Origin of the sequence: Nitrosomonas sp. Nm34 (assembly GCF_900113925.1) — a bacterium.
Taxonomy (GTDB): Bacteria; Pseudomonadota; Gammaproteobacteria; order Burkholderiales; family Nitrosomonadaceae; genus Nitrosomonas.
Map to the genome: position 1 here is coordinate 27,413 of NZ_FORD01000002.1, position 16,249 is coordinate 43,661.

Here is a 16,249-nt window from a genome sequence, read left to right on the forward strand (position 1 = left end):
GCGGCTAATTGGTTTCAAAAATAGTGATCGGCGATTGACACTGCTGTACCAGTTGTACAAACGGAATAAAGGGATCAGGATGATTGATTAATCGATCGAGTAATTGCCGTTTGGCAAGACTGGTCACGACAAGCGCAATATGACAGCTGCTGGCCAGTACCGGCAGGGCCAGACTGATGCGCGAACTCGGTGCGAACGGTGGTTCAGCTGCCTGGCACAAATAGGGCGTATCCTGATCGGGAGGCATGCCAGGAAACAGGGAGGCAATATGCCCATCTTCTCCCAATCCCAAGACTATCAGATTAAACGGTCGCGGGAGCTGGCAGAGTCGTTCATGCACCGTAGCCAGTGCTTCGGATGGGTGAGCATGCGGTGTTTTCAATCCGATGAAATGAGCTTTCTCCGCCTTATCCTTTAGCAAATAGCTGCGTACCAGCCGTTCATTGGAGGCGTCTGCTTGGGTTTCCACCCAACGCTCATCGCTTAACGTAATATAGATACGTTCCCATGGCAAGGCCTGACGGGCGAGTGCAGGCAGGTAATCACGTGGTGTTTGCCCACCGGGTACTACCAAGCTTACGTTATTGTTTTGCATGAGTGCATCGCGCAGAATCGAGGCAGCAAAATCAGCGAAAGCAGCACTTAGCTCATGCATGCTGTTATAGAAACGACGTTCAATCATAGTGTGAGTGCACACAAATCAGGAACAATCTTGACCTGCCTGGGAAAAGGATTCTCGTCACCTGGGCGGACACGGCCCAAGAATGCTGTTCCGTTCATAGTAGCACCGTGATAGTCGGCCATGGCATCACCAATCATCAGGACCTGTTCGGGAATGAGTGCATAGCTAGTCAATATTTCTGCAATTAAGGTCTGTTTAGAGAGTGGAGAGCCCCGTACTTCGGTAAAGTGAGGTGATAGACCACGTCGCTCAACAATCGTTTTAAGTTCATTCTCCGGTGTACCAGAAGCGACAAACAAAGGAATCGTTGTAGCTGCCTTCTGAATCAATGCCTCAGCACCTGGCACAGCTTGGCTAGCGATAACAGCTTCAATCACAAGTTCTGAAAAACGTTGATCAAGCGATTGTTCTTCATCCATTGTCAAGGAGGGCTGACCTAGCAAATGCTGCTGAAAATAACGGAATTTGTGGTAACGGGACATGCCGCCGTTTTGCCGATGGTAGCGTACTACCTCAGTGACAACTTGCTCACCGTAAGAATGATACAGCTCAGCAAAAGCCTGAGTTTTGATATCACCAGATTCAACGATAACCCCATCAAAATCAAAGATAATGGCTTGCCAGTCTTTTATATTCATATTCAGGCTTTATTGTCAGAGGTGGAGGGAGTAGCGTCATCATCTTCATTCGCATGATGGATGTGCTGGTGAATTTCCCTGAGGCAGTCCAGCAACCCTTGGCCTAAATCGACGTGTTCATTGAGTACCAGTTTACGTCCGATGCGCGGCTGAAAGGCATAAGGCGTGATCTCGTAATGATGGACAACGTTAGCTTCCTCAAAATGCAATTGAACTGACCATGGCATGATTTCGGAGATCATAGTCATTACGTCGCGGATACGCAGTTTTTCCTGACCTGTCAGGATCAAGTGGCGATTGGCAAACTCTGGAGCGAGCACTTGCACACTCATGCGCGCAGCATCTTCGACATGGATGTATTCGCGCATGGCATTGCCACTGCCGTGATAGGTGATCGTATGTTTTTGCACCGCTTCATGCAGCATGCGATAAATGCCATTACGCAGATCGGCGCGCCGACCATATAATGAGCCATAGCGCAAAATGGTATATTCCAATCCATAACGTTCATGATAAGTTTCAGTGAAGCGTTCAGCTGCTTGTTTACTGGCGCGATAAAATGAGCCCGATTCAGAATACACATACACGCTGCTGGCAAAGATAAAACGGCGCGCGCCCACTAATCGTGCTGCTTCCAGCACATGCATGTTCCCCAGCACATTGATAGTGGCGGTGGCGAGGGGTTTATCATGTGCTTCGTCGATATCAGCGATAGCGGCAAAGTTGTAAACAGCAGCTGCGCCTTTTGCTGCTTCGATTACTTGTTCAATATCCATGAGGTCCCCAACGATCATTTCCTGATCAGGTCTTTGGTAAGGGGAGGGGGAACGATCAAACAGGCGAACCTGATAGCCTGCTTCCGACAGCGCATCTGCGACATGGCTACCTAAAAAGCCACTGGCACCAAATACGACAGCAATTTCATCAGATGCTAACTTATTTTCCATCAATTAACCCTATGTTGACTAAGCCATGCAATAAATTGTCCGCTGCTTCCATTTCCATGCGATAGCGTGATTCTTTGGCAAGCGATCCAATATGCGACGTTAACGTAATATTGTCGCATTGGAGTAGAGGACCTTGATATGGTTCCTGTTCGAATACATCGAGTGCAGCGCCCCCTAAATATCCTGAGACCAATGCATCATGAAGCGCCATTTCATCAACTAGTCCGCCCCGTGCTGCATTGATCACGATAGCGCCTTGTTTCATCCGTTTGAATGCAGCATCATCTATGAGATGATGGGTAGCCCTGCTATAGGGGAGATGGAGGCTAATGATATCTGCTTCTGCCAAAAGTTGCTCCAACGGCATGAGCGTGACACCGGCAGGCGTTTGCGGTAAAAGATAAGGGTCGTGCGCGATTACGGCTGCTTCAAAAGCTTGACATAGCCGCGCAACACGTCGGCCAATATACCCCAGGCCGACAATACCCACTGTTTGCGCAGCCAGTAAATGCCCTTGCGTGCGTGGCCATGCACCAGTGCGCAACATCCGGTCAGTCTGGCTGATTTGTCGGAGTGTGGCGAGCATCAACCCGAGTGTCAGTTCGGCAACTGCCTGGGCTGGCGCTTGGGGAGTATTAGAAACAGCGATATTGCGCTGTTTGGCGGCAGCTAAATCAACGCTATCCAGACCGGTTCCGCAGCGCGAAATCACCTTGAGGCGGTTAGCAGCAGCAAAGACACGTTCAGTGAGGGGTTCAATTCCTGCTAACAAGCCCACCGTGTCTTTATCCAATAATGCGATAATTTCTTCTTCAGTTAACTTGCGCCGATGAGGATTAGTAATAACCGTCCATCCCGCTTTGAGCAAATGCTGGATGGACGGGTTGTTGTCAATGTCAAATGAAGAAGTGGAAATGACGACTTTACTCATAGCTGGGATCTTATGGTTTGCATGTGATTGCGGCAGAGTGTATCAAGAATACGGATATCGAGGCTGTAGCCAAGAAAGTTAAAACCGGCGTTAATACGTTGCTGTAATGCATTTGGCTCAGGCTCAATGACATGAATGCCTCCTGGTTTGCTCAGGCGATGTCCGGCATCCAATATCTGCTTGATGGCATCGTGTACTTGTGGATGATCAAGTTCACCTGGCCGCCCCATTGAGCCAGATAAATCATAAGGGCCGATGATATAAGCATCTATCCCTGGCACCGAAAGAATCGAATCAATGTGATAGACAGCGTCTACATGTTCAATCATGGCAATGATTACTGCATTATTTTTCAACCACTGCCGATATTCATGAAAACGAGCACCATAACCTTGCGCACGTGCCAATCCAACTCCTCGTTTTCCTTCCGGAGGATAATATACGGCTTCTACTGCTGCTTGAGCATCTGCGGCAGATTTGATCATGGGCACCATAATGCCCGTTGCGCCGGCATCCATCACGCGCTTAATCTGATCCGGATGATTGGAAGTAAGTCTGACAATTGCCGGACAGTGTTTACCATCGAGTACCTGGATAATTGTCTGTACTTCGCTTAATTCCAGCACGCTATGCTCCATATCCAGTACTAACCAGTCAAAGCCGGCTGAAGCCATGATTTCGGCAATGGCGGGATGCCCAAGCGTAATCCATGAACCAATCGTTAACTCGGAGCGTGCAAGTTTTGCTTTTAATTGCATGAAAAGTCCTTAAAGAAAATCGTTAATAGCTGCTCAGCAATGGATCTGATTCCATCAGCTTGGAAACACGTGTCAAATCGGCTTCAGTGTCGACCGCTTGACTGTTGAACTCGGTTTCTACCATTTTGACTCGAATGTTGTGTTCCAGTAAACGCAACATATCAATTGATTCAAGTTGCTCCAATGGCGTGGCTGGTAATTGGGTATAATGAAGTAGCATGGCGCGTGTAAAAGGAATAATGCAAACCTGCTTATAGGCAGAAGTTGAGACAAAGCCTGATTTTGCCAATGTAGGAATGGGCTGGCGCGACATATACAGGGCATCCCCTCGTTGATTCATGATGACTTTAATAGTATTGACATCATAGAAATCAGCTTCGTTTTCGATGCGCCGAACAAGATTGACGCAACCTAATTGTGGATCAGTACGAAACGGGGCGACCGCAGTATCAATCATGCGCGGGTGTGTCATGGGTTCATCGCCCTGGACCATTACAATGAGTTCTGCATCCAGGCCAGTAATCGCTTCTGCAACGCGATCACTTGCACGCTCATGCTTGTCTGAAGTCATGAGGACAGATGCACCAAAAGCTTCTGCAGTTTGTTGAATTTCTTCATCACAGGTCGCAATATAAGTTGCATCGAGTGCATCACTTAAAGCAACGCGTTTATAAACATGCTCTAACATGGTGCGTCCGAGCAATTTAGCAAGTGGCTTGCCTGGGAAGCGAGATGAGCCCATACGTGCTGGAATGATAGCGATTGTTTTCATGATAAGTTAATGCTTGGTAATGATTTATTTATCGGGATTAAGAGGCGAGGAAGTCAAGTTTAAGCCATGAAAAGACGATCTCATTTGTCCTGAAGATTGATTAGGAGGAAATCGAATCTCTTGCAAAAATAAAGTAACCTGGCTGCTTTTTTGGTAAATAAGGAGCTGGACGTGTAAAATTGTTCACCTGGATTTTCGCATACCTTCTACTGCCTGATACTCAGAATATTGATTATTTCTGATCTGACTCATAAAAAATTGCAGATAGATTATTCATCTTAAACGCTTGTAATCATAACACAGGTATGAAAGCTCTCTTTTTTCTTCGTCATTATAACGATATCGATCATATTACCCCCGTTATCTCCAAGTGGATCGATGCGGGCCATACCTGTGATGTCATTTTGATTGGGGCTAAGCGATTTCGCTATGATTTTCGTATTTCCTTTTTAAGTCAACTGTCAGGCGTTAGGGTTGCGCATATCCGCGAAGTATTTTCAACTGTTCAATTTCTCAAATGGCGCTTGCAGATGTTATTGTTGACGGATAATTTACGTCGCTTATTTATCGGGCCTTTTATCCGTTGGTTAGCAGATAGTTACGATGATAAGCGGCGTGCGCCATTATGGCGAGCTACTGCAGAGCATTTACTAACGCGCAGCTTTGAGCATTCCGACAAGGGTGTGATTGCTTTTGACTGGATTGAACGAAACTCCGTGATTGCTGTGGAGTGGGTTGAGACTGTTGTTGCCATGGCGCGAGAAAGAGGACTAGGTACGGTTTCATTGCCACACGGTGATAGTCCGCATGCCAATCAACTTATCCGACGAGGAGAGTGGCATGTTGGCCCTGATTCTTTATTCTCAACAGCGCAGATCTTCGATAAACTCGTGGTTCCAAATGAACTTTGCGCAAAACGTTTCCGACCTTTTCTGGCAGAGCGCTCGATCGCCATATTAGGATCACCGCGCTACAGTGAAGAGTGGTTAGCCAAATTGGCAAAACTGATGCCCCTTTCGCCTTTAACTCGCTCCGATAGTCGTCTCAAAATAGTCATGTTTCTGAGAAAGGCGAACTTTACGACATTCTGGGAAGAGGTGAATGAGGTCGTACACATGATTGCTGCCTTTCCCGGGGTGGAGCTTGCGATCAAACCTCACACACGCAGTGGATGGAAACAGTCCTTGACCAAGGACAAAGCTCTGAAGCAATTACCGAATGTCACCATCGCAGGCGATGAGGTGCATTCCATTCATTTGATGAACTGGGCGGATATTTGTATTGATTTGGCTACTTCCGTGGTCTTTGAGGCTGTCAGAGTCAAGAAGCCAGTATTGGCTGCCGATTATCTTCATGCCGGTCGTTCAGCCATTGCCGTTTACATGCCCGAGACTGAGTTACGTTGCCGGGATGATGTATATGAAAAAGTAAATAATTTTCTTTCTCAGGGTTGTCATGATTTTTACATTGAAGAACATCGTCGATATTTTCTGCGAGAAATGCTCGATGTATCAGGACCAGAGGTATTGTCTCGCTATGTCTCATTACTTGAGACAGCCGCGGGGCGTCACTGAGATTATTAGCAAGATTTTATTTTGATGAGGTCAACGAGTTTATGCGATCCTTATGGACTGCAATAAAATATGTCTTTTCGACTAATTTTCTAAAAGACTTGGCAGTAGGGGCGTATTGGGTTAAAGGCGGCTATACCACTATCAATGTCAGAGGGTTATCTATTCTGATCACAATAGATCACTGGCGCATTCTCAAACGGGCAAAGACTTATACGGTTAAAGAGCCGGATACCTTGGATTGGATTGATCATTTTGATCCAGGGTCATGCTATTTCGACATTGGTGCCAATATAGGTCAGTATTCGCTTTACCCGGCCAAAAAATACGGTCGTGAAGTTGAGATCTATGCGTTCGAACCGCAGAGCAATAATTACTACGCACTCAACAAAAATATTTTTTATAACAATCTTAAAGATCGCATCAGTGCTTATTGCGTGGCAGTATCAGGCAAAAGTGAATTCTCTAAATTGTATATACCTAAATTTATTCCGGGTGGGAATCGTTCCCAATTTGGAGAAGAATCGCTGGATACGATGAAAATACCTACTTCACATATTCAAGGTATGTTTGGAGTAACTTTGGATGATTTATGTGGCAAGTGGGGTTTTCCTTACCCAAACTATATTAAGATTGACGTCGATGGGATAGAAATTCCTATTCTTAAGGCAGCAGAAAAAGTATTAAGTCACCCCAATCTTAAGTCAGTGATCGTTGAACTTGGTACGCCTGCAGAACAACAAGAGGCCATTACCATCATGAAGCAGGCTGGGCTCGAGTTGAAACAAAAATCGAATAAAAATTGGGGTGAGACCTATTTTATATTTGAGAAAAATAAAATTTCTTAAATCTCTTCTTGAAAATTTTGTTAACTTGATTTCCGTTCATGAAAGCTCTTTTTTTCCTTCGCCATTATAACGATATCGATCACATCACGCCGGTTATTGTGAAATGGGTGGAACGAGGTCATGTCTGCGATATTGTGATGATTGGTAAGAAGCGATTTGATGGGGATTATCGTATCGAATTTCTAAAAAAATTAGAGGGAGTACGGATTGCTCATCTGCGTGATTTATTGTCATTCGTAGAATTCACAAAATGGCGTCTGCAAACGTTATTACTCGTTAGAAGTTCGTATCGATCTTTTTTTGGCCCGCTGGTTAAGGGATTGGCCAGGTTTTATCATGCTAAGCGGCGCAAGGCGACCTGGTTGCATACGACTCGATATCTACTGGGAAGAAGCTTTCCGGATGGTGGAAAAGGGGTGGTGGTATTTGACTGGATCGAGAGAAATTCAGAAATTTGTGTCGAATGGGTAGAGACTCTGGTGGGTATCGCTCGCAACCAAGGGCTTGGAACGGTTTCGCTCCCGCATGGCGATAGTCCTCATGCAAGTCAATTGATACGACATGGTGAATGGCAACTCAAGCCAGATACATCATTTTCAGCAGCAGGTATGTTTGATAAAGTTGTGGTGCCGAATGAGTTATGTGCCAAGCGTTTTCGTCCTTTTCTTGATAATCAGAAGCTCATTGTGTTAGGTTCACCGCGCTACTGTGAAGAGTGGTTAGCCAAGCTGGCAACGCTTATACCTTCATCCCCGTTAAAGCGCTCTGATAGCCGACTCAAAGTTGTCATTTTTCTTAGAAAAGCCAATTTTACAACTTTCTGGGAAGAAGTGGGTGAGGTCGTGCAATTGATCGCAGCATTTCCTGACGTGGAATTGGCGATTAAGCCTCATACGCGTGGTGGCTGGAAACAATCTTTGACTAAGGATGTTGCGCTGCGGCGTCTGACAAATGTAACCATGATAGGAGATGACATTCATTCCGTCCATTTGTTACAGTGGGCTGATGTCATCATCGATCTGGCAACTTCAGTTGCCTATGAAGCAATTAGAACAGGTAAGCCTGTCTTGGCTGCTGATTATTTACATGCAGGGCGTTCTGCTGCAGCGGTCTATATGCCGGAGACTGAATTGCGTTGCCGTGATGATGTGTATAAAAAAATTGATGAATTTCTTACAAATGGCTATCAGTCTCATTATATTGAATCGCATCGGCAACAATTTATAAAGGAGATGCTAGATGTGCCAGGTACTGATGTTTTGCCTCACTATGTAACATTGCTGGAATCACAGGCTGAAGGAAAATAGCTCATTCAGGTGGTATTGGTAAAATCAATCTCGATTCGAGCCTTGAATTTTTATAAGAAAACAGATTTTCAAAGTATGAGGGTATTTCCTCTTTAACAAAGTTATTTATTAACCTCTGACATTTCAAATGCGTGAACATCTCATCAGTTCATTTAGCCCGGGAGAGGACATACATGCGAGCAATTGGCGTGACATTTTTGCAAGATGCGCGCTAGCTTTCTTTTGTATCGCTTTATGGCAGAAATGGTCACTTTTTTATGCTTTTTTCTTTCTCACATCTGCATGGATCATTGATGGCGGACTCCAGAAGTTCGGCAGGCTGATTGAGGAACCTTTAGTCTTGGGTATTCTGGTATTTTGTGGTGTATTAGTCTTGGGATTGCTTTGGAGTGATTATTCCGATATGGGTCAGAATAAGTGGAAGAAATATTTCATTCTTTTGACATTTATTCCTTTTCTTTCTTTGTTGAATAAAGAGCGATTACCCTGGGTGATGGCTGCTTTTTTAATCGGCTATTTAGGTGTGTTATTGACGGGCTGCTATCAGTGGATGGTTTCAGGAGAAAAAGGGGCGCCTTTTTTCGAGATCTCATACCTTGCTTTTTCAGCCATGTTAGGAATTGGAATTATTTTGATGGCATTCTTAGGGAGTATCTGCCAGGCTAGGAAAATAACCTTCTTATGTTGGGCTATTGCAATTTTTCTGCTTTTTTTACAATTTCACCAGAGCGCAAGAGGATTATTGTTAGCTACAATATTGACGCTATTACTTTTGATTTTTCTACGCTATAGATCTCAGGGCAAGAAGTTTCTCGGTATTTTAGCTTTGTTTATGACTGTGATTCTCTTATTTGCGGTGAGCAGTAATGACTTCCAGGAAAGATTAGAACTTGTAAAAAATGATCTTAACTTGGTTTTGCAAGGCGACTATACGACTAGCTTAGGTTATCGTCTCGCAATATGGGATGTCGGAGTGCATGGCATTGCGAAGCGGCCTTTGTTAGGGTATGGGACGGGTATGCCGGAAATATATTTTGAAGAGACCATACAAACTTACAAAAATGGGATATATAAAGATTTACCAGAATTCCAGAAAACTTCGCATTACCATAATGACTGGATAGAGATCGGTATGCATTTGGGAGGGCTTGGTATTTTTGCGCTTGTTTTTCTCCTCTGGAGCTGGTTTCAGACATTGAAGAATCACCAATTGAGTTTGCTTGGAATGGTATTGATTTATTATGTATTCCTGGCAGGATTGACAGATACATTTTTACTTTACAACAGGATACCGATCATCTTGCTAGTCGTCACGGCAATAATGGTTTGCTGGCAGAGACCAATCATCGGAGCATACAATCTGCTAAAAATATAAAAATTTATAGCGATCTGATTTTAGTTTGGATTTAAATGCTTACGCTTAGGGAGGATAGATGATGGCAAAAATGCAGTCTCCAACAATAGAAAACCCGAATGTTTTGCTCCCCGTAAATCCTGCGATTGAGCAATATATGCGTAGCCTGGTAAAAAAAACGGATCATCCGGTATTGGTTGAAATGGAAGCCTTGGCAAAGCAGAAAAATTTTCCGATTGTTGATCGATTAGTAGGGACTTCCTTGGAAGTGCTGGCAAAAATGATTAATGCTAAGCGTGTGTTTGAGTTTGGCAGTGGTTATGGTTATTCTGCTTATTGGTTTGCAAGAGCAGTCGGTGCTGAAGGAAGGGTGGTATGTGCTGATGGGAATGCTGCTAATAAGGTAAAAGCTGAGCAATATCTATCCTCAGCCGGTTTATGGGATAGGATAGATTTCCATGTTGGCTATGCTCAGGAAATATTCTCGCAAACAGAAGGTGTGTTCGATATCTGCTACAACGATGTGGATAAAGGTGAGTATCCTAACGTGTGGCAAATGGCAAAAAACCGAATTCGCCCAGGTGGCTTATACATTGCCGATAATGTACTTTGGCATGGACGAGTTGCAATAGAAAATTTTACTGACATTGTTTCCGGGTGGACAGAAGCCATCCTCACGCATAATGAGCTGATTTTCAATGATCCCGAGTTTGATGCTTTTATCAATCCAACGCGTGATGGGGTTATTGTGGCACGCAGAAAGATGGCATAATAAAAAATGTGCATAAAAGATCAAAGTGAAGAAATTTGAGTGCTTTTTATGTTAATTAATTTTAATCAATTTATTTAAGTTATTCAGAAAGGAGTAGTTATGGAAATTCATGTTTACGATACTTATGTCAGAGCTAAAGATGGGCATATCATGCATTTTGATGTATTTACCTCTGTCAAGGATGAGGAAAAGGCGGTTGAATATGCTAAACAATGGTTAGCTTCGATTGGAGAAGAAGATGCAGTGGTGACTAACAAGGAGTGCAGATTTTGTCATAGTCAGAGCGCACCTGATGATGTGGTTGAAGCCATCAATAAAGACGGTTATTTCATATATAAAATGGAAGGCTGTAAATAGCACAATGGCTGGACGAAAGGCAGCAGCTGATAACTTTTAGGATTTTTATATAATGAGACTGACTTTTATAAAACAATTTACCGTGCTTGTTACGCTCATGATGAGCGGATTGGTCTATGCAGCTGATCCCAAACTAATTGGTGAATTCAATGATTGGGCGGCTTATGTTTATCTGGAAGGTAATAACAAGGTTTGTTATATGGTGAGTAAACCTAAAAAACAAGAAGGAAATTATAATAAACGAGGTGATGTTTTTGCGCTTATTACACACCGGCCTGCAGAAAAAAGTAAAAATGTCTTCAGTTTTGTTGCCGGCTATCCATTCAAAAAGGATAGCGAAGTAACAGTAAGTGTGGGTAACCAGAATATTAAGCTATTCACCCAGAATGAAACAGCCTGGGCGCCTGATGAGGAAACGGATAATAGGCTAACCAATGCAGTTCGTAATGGTAACTCATTAGTTATTAAAGGTATATCTGCACGTGATAAAACTACCACGGATACGTTTGGATTAAAAGGTTCATCTGCTGCTTATAGTGCTATTTCCAAAGAATGTGGTGTTAAATAGCTAGCTCTGTGGCTAATAAATCTAATCTAGCATCATCATATTGCATTAGTAGCCTACAACTTATAAAGATAGAAGGTAATATGACTGACAAAATAACTATTTATCAGAAGCCTACTTGTAGTAAGTGCAGAGCCACTATGACATTGCTGAAAGAGAATGGTGAAGAATTTGATAGTATCAATTATTACGAAAAGCCTATGACAATAGAATTATTGCGCGAGCTTCTGCATAAACTGAACATGTCAGCACGAGATATTCTGCGTACAGACGAACCTATGGCTCGTGGTACGGAATCTGCAACTGATGAGGAATTGTTGCAGCTGATGGTGAAAAATCCGGATCTGATCCAGCGCCCTATTGTAGTGCGAGGTGATAGGGCAATATTAGGCAGACCACCAGAAAATGTGAAGAAATTACTAGAGTAATAAAAAAAATTTATTTTCTGCTAAAGAGAAAAGGCGGTCAAAGCTTTGCCTTACCGCCTTATTAATCACCAATCATTTCGAAGTATGATTTATTCTTCTGTCACGTTGTTGGCTGTAATACGAGTAGGAAGTTTTTCGCGAATTCTTGCAGATTTGCCAGAACGGCTTCTTAAATAATAAAGCTTTGCCCGACGCACATCCCCGCGACGTTTAACTTCAATATTGGAAATAATAGGAGAATAGGTCTGAAAAGTGCGCTCGACACCCTCACCACTGGAGATTTTACGTACAATGAAAGATGAATTAAGACCACGATTACGTTTGGCGATGACAACGCCCTCATATGCCTGAACACGTTTGCGGTCACCTTCCACCACATTGACATTGACTATAACTGTATCACCAGGAGAAAAATCCGGGATAATCTTGCCAAGACGTGCTATTTCTTCTCGCTCTAATTGTTCAATCAAATTCATTCTTATCTCCTAGTATTTTTTGGGATTAGTTTATTCTAAAATTTTTAGTTCGTTTAAATTCTTCCAATAATTTTTCTTCTTCCTTGGAAATGCCCTGTTTGTATTTGAGATTCAATAAATCGGGTCGCTTTAACCATGTTTTACCAAGGGACTGCTGCAATCGCCAGCGATTTATTTTGGCATGATCTCCTGAAAGCAAAATAGGGGGGACCGCATCTCCTCGATATATTTCCGGTCGTGTATATTGCGGATATTCCAGTAAATTGTTGGCAAATGAGTCTTCGCTGGCTGAATCAGCGCTACCCAATGCGCCAGGAAGTTGTCGCACTATGCTATCAATCAAAACCATTGCCGCCAGTTCACCCCCAGAAATAACATAATTTCCAATAGAAATTTCTTCGTCTACCTGGCGCATGATTATTCGCTCATCAATCCCTTCATATCGGCCACAAAGTAATATCATTCCCCGTAATTTAGATAATTGTAAAATTTTCTCATGATTAAGAAGTTCACCTTGAGGAGAAAGATAAATTACTTTTGTTTCGTTTATTCCTTCTGCTAGCTGCCTTGTTCTGGCATGAGTTATAGCCTCATCCAGAGGTTGTGCCAGCATCACCATGCCTGGCCCTCCACCGTACGGGCTATCATCTACTGTGCGATAATTATCTTTTGCAAAGTGACGTGGATTCCAGGTATGCAATCGAAAAATTTCATTCTTGCTTGCTCTACTTGTGATGCCATATTTTGTAATAGCATCCAGCATGTCAGGAAATAGCGTAATGACGTCAATTTCAAACGACAAGATTTTGCCCTCTGTCAGTAATCCAATCCCCAATCAATGGTTATTCTGCGATCTTTTAAATTTACATCGACAATAACCTGATCAATGAAAGGGATCAATCTTTCTTTTTGATCTCCGCTCGCAGATTGAACCTGTAGTACATCGTTGGCTCCCGTTCTTAATAAGCCAATTACGTTCCCAAATGCTTCATTCTGTAAATTAAACACACGTGTTCCAACCAGATCTGACCAGTAGTAACCTTCTTTCCCATCTTCAGCGAGATGGGGTAATTGGTCACGAGGTACTGCTATCTGCATGCCTTTTAATTGTGCTGCTTGTGTTCGATCAAGGCATCCTTCAAATGCAACGATTAATTTGTCATCATGGATATTGTATGATGCCACATTCATGGCTGACCAAGTATCGTCACCTTTGCTTAACCACCATACCGGATAGGCAAGCAAATTCTCGATATTTTCAGTATAGTGAACGATCTTAACCCAGCCTAGAATACCAAAAGGGCCTGTGATATGGCCCATGGTTACCATGGATTCAGTTGAACATTGATGGAGATTAGCTTTCTTGTGTGACTTTTTGTTGGGCGCCAAATTGTTTTACCAGTCTGGTAACTGTGCTGGATAATTGAGCTCCTTGAGATTGCCAATGCGTGAGTCGATCCATTTGGATCCGTAACATTTCCTCGCTTCCGGTTGCTCGGGGATTATAAAAACCAACACGTTCAATGAATCTGCCATCGCGTCTGCAACGAGAATCCGTAACTATCATATTGAAAAAAGGCCTTTTTTTGGCGCCGCCGCGCGCCAGTCGAATAATAACCATATATTGATCGTATATTAACAAATCGTACTTAAAAACAAGCAATTTTATGGTAATTTTCTGTAACTTAGCAAGCTATAAAAATAAAAAATGAAGAACTTATTGGATTAACATGATTTTTTAACAGATGTATTGTTGTTTATTTTCATTTTTTCTTTGCAGGAAAAAGTCATAACACAATTATTTAGAGGAATTAAGCGTGCATACTAAGAATGATTCTCTAATTAAATCTCCTCGCTCCAGCTTACTGGCGGAAGCAAATCGGTGTGTTTCTTGTGGACTTTGTTTGCCACATTGCCCAACCTACCGCTTAACGTTGTCGGAAGCGGATTCTCCGCGAGGACGTATTGCGATGATAAGTGGAGTGGCGAGTCAGCGTATTCCGATGAATGCGCGTTTTGCTGAGCACATAGACCGATGTTTGACTTGTCGTGCTTGTGAGGCGGCTTGTCCCAGTCAGGTCGCTTATGGACAGTTGATCGATGAGGCGCGCGACATGCTGACAGCTTCCCTATCGGATTTGCCAGAAGAAAGGGTAATAAGAAAAAAGAACGGGTTCAAAAGCTGGCTAGAAAAAATATTTATTGATAAGACAAAGCGTTTTGATCTATTACGTCCACTGATCCATTTTTTTCAGACAATGGGCTTGCAGGAGAGGTTGCAGCAATCAAGCAAGGTAAAAGGGACAAAACTCGGTCTGCTATTAGCAAAATTGCCCTTGGTTCGCTTTCCGTTCCATAAGTGGCAGGAAGTTTATCCAGCAATGGGAAGGAAGCGTGGTGAAGTGGCTTTGTTTCTAGGTTGTGTAGCACGATTAGTTGATGTCGAAACGAATATTTCAGCAATTTTTGTGCTTAACCACCTAGGCTACACAGTATATGTTCCGCGTGCGCAAACTTGCTGTGGAGCGTTGTACCAGCACAGCGGTCGCCTCACCAAGGCAGCGTATTTAATTGAGCAGAACAGAAAAGCATTTGCTGGGTTAAACATACACGCAATTATCAGTACAGCATCTGGGTGTGGTTCGCATCTGGTAGAATCATGCTCTCAGCATCAGGAGAAAAATTTTTCAGCTCCGATAATGGATATCAATCAATTTCTAGCTGAGCAGGATTGGAGCGAAGTAAAACTCAGAGCTTTGCCAAAAAAAGTCGTAGTGCATGATCCATGCAGTATGCGGAATGGGTTACGTGCCTCTATTTACCCTTATCAGCTGCTAGCGCGTATTCCTGATATTGAAATCCTGGAGCTTGATGGCAATAACTTCTGTTGTGGCGCGGCGGGTACCTATTTTATTGATCAGCCAGAAATCGCAGAAGTATTATTGAACGATAAAATGAGGGCATTAGCTCAATCAGTAGAAACCAGCTATCTGGTGACCTCAAATATCGGTTGTTTGTTACATCTTGCGAGTGGATTAGGCAATCAAGAGGAAAAAGTAGAAGTATTGCACCCGGTTACGTTGCTAGCCCGGCAAATAGGTATACAATAATAAAATAAATCATTTGTTCTGCTTATAAGATAATTGGAGTTGATGCCATGCTGAATATAGACAAATTCATTATTGGTTTTGATAATGCATTGCGTACACTCACAGTGCCAGCTCAAACATTACGTACTGTGCCGGGAAAAAATCTGTCAGAAAACGAATTAACTGACGACGAGAAAAATGAATCATGTGCCTTGATGCGCGTTAACCATGTAGGGGAAATATGTGCTCAGGCCCTTTATCAAGGGCAAGCGTTGACTGCAAGAAATCAAAAAGTACAAAACGCATTGACGCAGGCTGCACGCGAGGAAACTGAACATTTGGCATGGACAGAACGTCGTATTGCTGAATTAGGCGGTCGTAAAAGTTTGCTCAATCCAATATGGTATGGCGGCTCTTTTACTATTGGTTTAGCTGCGGGACTGCTTGGTGATAAATGGAATCTCGGTTTTCTAGCTGAAACAGAGCATCAGGTGGAAACCCATCTTGCAGAGCATTTGCAGCGATTACCTCGACAGGATTTGAAAAGTCGCGCTATTGTTGCACAAATGAAAATTGATGAAGCCAATCATGCAACGATGGCATTATCTCACGGTGGCAAGGAATTGCCATTGCCAGTAAAACTACTCATGAAAATGAGCTCGAAGGTAATGACACAAACAGCATACTGGGTTTGAAGAGCAGAATTGGGAAGGAGCAGGAGTTAACAGCCATTTTATGTTTCAGATTGATCATC

At 43.2% G+C, this 16,249-nt stretch carries 20 protein-coding genes; 10 read left to right on the forward strand and 10 right to left on the reverse strand.

Translation table 11 applies throughout. The features are described 5' to 3' along the window. Positions 1 to 4 precede the first annotated feature (4 nt). The 6 genes from pgl to BM283_RS01190 are packed head-to-tail and all read right to left on the reverse strand — an operon-like array spanning position 5 to position 4,728. Positions 5 to 682 (reverse strand): 6-phosphogluconolactonase, encoded by a 678-nt coding sequence (gene pgl / locus BM283_RS01165; RefSeq protein WP_090688091.1) that lies wholly within the window; start codon positions 680 to 682, stop codon positions 5 to 7. Continuing rightward, complete coding sequence (locus BM283_RS01170) at positions 679 to 1,320, reverse strand: HAD family hydrolase (RefSeq protein WP_090688095.1); 642 nt, start codon at positions 1,318 to 1,320, stop codon at positions 679 to 681. Before BM283_RS01170 ends, pgl begins: the two co-directional genes overlap by 4 nt. 2 nt (positions 1,321 to 1,322) lie before the next feature. After that, positions 1,323 to 2,267 (reverse strand): NAD-dependent epimerase/dehydratase family protein, encoded by a 945-nt coding sequence (locus BM283_RS01175; protein WP_090688099.1) that lies wholly within the window; start codon positions 2,265 to 2,267, stop codon positions 1,323 to 1,325. Next, positions 2,257 to 3,198 carry a phosphoglycerate dehydrogenase gene (locus BM283_RS01180; protein ID WP_090688105.1) on the reverse strand — a complete coding sequence of 314 codons (942 nt, stop codon included), beginning with the start codon at positions 3,196 to 3,198 and terminating at the stop codon, positions 2,257 to 2,259. The genes BM283_RS01175 and BM283_RS01180 overlap by 11 nt, the downstream gene beginning before the upstream one ends. Next, positions 3,195 to 3,956 (reverse strand): HpcH/HpaI aldolase family protein, encoded by a 762-nt coding sequence (locus tag BM283_RS01185; protein WP_090688108.1) that lies wholly within the window; start codon positions 3,954 to 3,956, stop codon positions 3,195 to 3,197. Before BM283_RS01185 ends, BM283_RS01180 begins: the two co-directional genes overlap by 4 nt. A 22-nt stretch (positions 3,957 to 3,978) precedes the next feature. Further along, positions 3,979 to 4,728 (reverse strand): 3-deoxy-manno-octulosonate cytidylyltransferase, encoded by a 750-nt coding sequence (locus BM283_RS01190; protein ID WP_090688111.1) that lies wholly within the window; start codon positions 4,726 to 4,728, stop codon positions 3,979 to 3,981. A gap of 305 nt (positions 4,729 to 5,033) precedes the next feature. Between BM283_RS01190 and BM283_RS01195 the strand changes: the two genes are divergently transcribed. From BM283_RS01195 to BM283_RS01230, 8 genes are all read left to right on the forward strand, one after another. Continuing rightward, positions 5,034 to 6,302 (forward strand): hypothetical protein, encoded by a 1,269-nt coding sequence (locus tag BM283_RS01195; protein WP_090688114.1) that lies wholly within the window; start codon positions 5,034 to 5,036, stop codon positions 6,300 to 6,302. 41 nt (positions 6,303 to 6,343) lie between these two features. Further along, a complete protein-coding gene (locus BM283_RS01200) occupies positions 6,344 to 7,147 on the forward strand; it encodes an FkbM family methyltransferase (protein WP_090688117.1) in 804 nt (267 codons plus the stop codon). A 38-nt stretch (positions 7,148 to 7,185) separates the two neighbouring features. Continuing rightward, the gene (locus BM283_RS01205; RefSeq protein ID WP_090688120.1) at positions 7,186 to 8,454 is read left to right on the forward strand and encodes a hypothetical protein; all 1,269 of its coding nucleotides are present in this window, start codon (positions 7,186 to 7,188) and stop codon (positions 8,452 to 8,454) included. A 127-nt stretch (positions 8,455 to 8,581) separates the two neighbouring features. Beyond that, on the forward strand, positions 8,582 to 9,829 hold the full coding sequence (locus BM283_RS01210) for an O-antigen ligase family protein (RefSeq protein WP_090688124.1): 1,248 nt from the start codon (positions 8,582 to 8,584) through the stop codon (positions 9,827 to 9,829). Positions 9,830 to 9,887: 58 nt separating this feature from the next. Further along, positions 9,888 to 10,580 (forward strand): O-methyltransferase, encoded by a 693-nt coding sequence (locus tag BM283_RS01215; RefSeq protein ID WP_368086392.1) that lies wholly within the window; start codon positions 9,888 to 9,890, stop codon positions 10,578 to 10,580. 99 nt (positions 10,581 to 10,679) lie between these two features. Further along, positions 10,680 to 10,937 carry a DUF2024 family protein gene (locus BM283_RS01220; protein WP_090688127.1) on the forward strand — a complete coding sequence of 86 codons (258 nt, stop codon included), beginning with the start codon at positions 10,680 to 10,682 and terminating at the stop codon, positions 10,935 to 10,937. A 52-nt stretch (positions 10,938 to 10,989) separates the two neighbouring features. Beyond that, positions 10,990 to 11,505, forward strand: a complete 516-nt coding sequence (locus BM283_RS01225) for an invasion associated locus B family protein (RefSeq protein ID WP_090688129.1) — start codon at positions 10,990 to 10,992, stop codon at positions 11,503 to 11,505. An 80-nt stretch (positions 11,506 to 11,585) separates the two neighbouring features. Further along, complete coding sequence (locus BM283_RS01230) at positions 11,586 to 11,930, forward strand: arsenate reductase family protein (protein WP_090688132.1); 345 nt, start codon at positions 11,586 to 11,588, stop codon at positions 11,928 to 11,930. Positions 11,931 to 12,019: 89 nt separating this feature from the next. Here the strand turns inward: BM283_RS01230 and rplS are convergent, their stop codons facing one another. From rplS to rpsP, 4 genes are read right to left on the reverse strand one after another with little or no spacing between them, the layout of a single operon-like run. Continuing rightward, entirely contained in the window at positions 12,020 to 12,406 is a 387-nt protein-coding gene (gene rplS / locus BM283_RS01235) for a 50S ribosomal protein L19 (RefSeq protein WP_046850976.1), read from the reverse strand. A gap of 25 nt (positions 12,407 to 12,431) precedes the next feature. After that, positions 12,432 to 13,208 carry a tRNA (guanosine(37)-N1)-methyltransferase TrmD gene (gene trmD, locus BM283_RS01240; protein ID WP_090688524.1) on the reverse strand — a complete coding sequence of 259 codons (777 nt, stop codon included), beginning with the start codon at positions 13,206 to 13,208 and terminating at the stop codon, positions 12,432 to 12,434. Between the two features lie 14 nt (positions 13,209 to 13,222). Beyond that, a complete protein-coding gene (gene rimM, locus BM283_RS01245; protein WP_368086393.1) occupies positions 13,223 to 13,726 on the reverse strand; it encodes a ribosome maturation factor RimM in 504 nt (167 codons plus the stop codon). Between the two features lie 34 nt (positions 13,727 to 13,760). After that, positions 13,761 to 14,027, reverse strand: coding sequence for a 30S ribosomal protein S16 (gene rpsP, locus BM283_RS01250; RefSeq protein WP_090688138.1), 267 nt, complete (start codon positions 14,025 to 14,027; stop codon positions 13,761 to 13,763). Between the two features lie 196 nt (positions 14,028 to 14,223). Between rpsP and BM283_RS01255 the strand changes: the two genes are divergently transcribed. Then, positions 14,224 to 15,516 carry a (Fe-S)-binding protein gene (locus tag BM283_RS01255; protein WP_254776075.1) on the forward strand — a complete coding sequence of 431 codons (1,293 nt, stop codon included), beginning with the start codon at positions 14,224 to 14,226 and terminating at the stop codon, positions 15,514 to 15,516. Positions 15,517 to 15,563: 47 nt separating this feature from the next. Next, positions 15,564 to 16,190, forward strand: a complete 627-nt coding sequence (gene coq7 / locus BM283_RS01260) for a 2-polyprenyl-3-methyl-6-methoxy-1,4-benzoquinone monooxygenase (protein ID WP_090688141.1) — start codon at positions 15,564 to 15,566, stop codon at positions 16,188 to 16,190. The last annotated feature ends 59 nt before the right edge of the window (positions 16,191 to 16,249 follow it).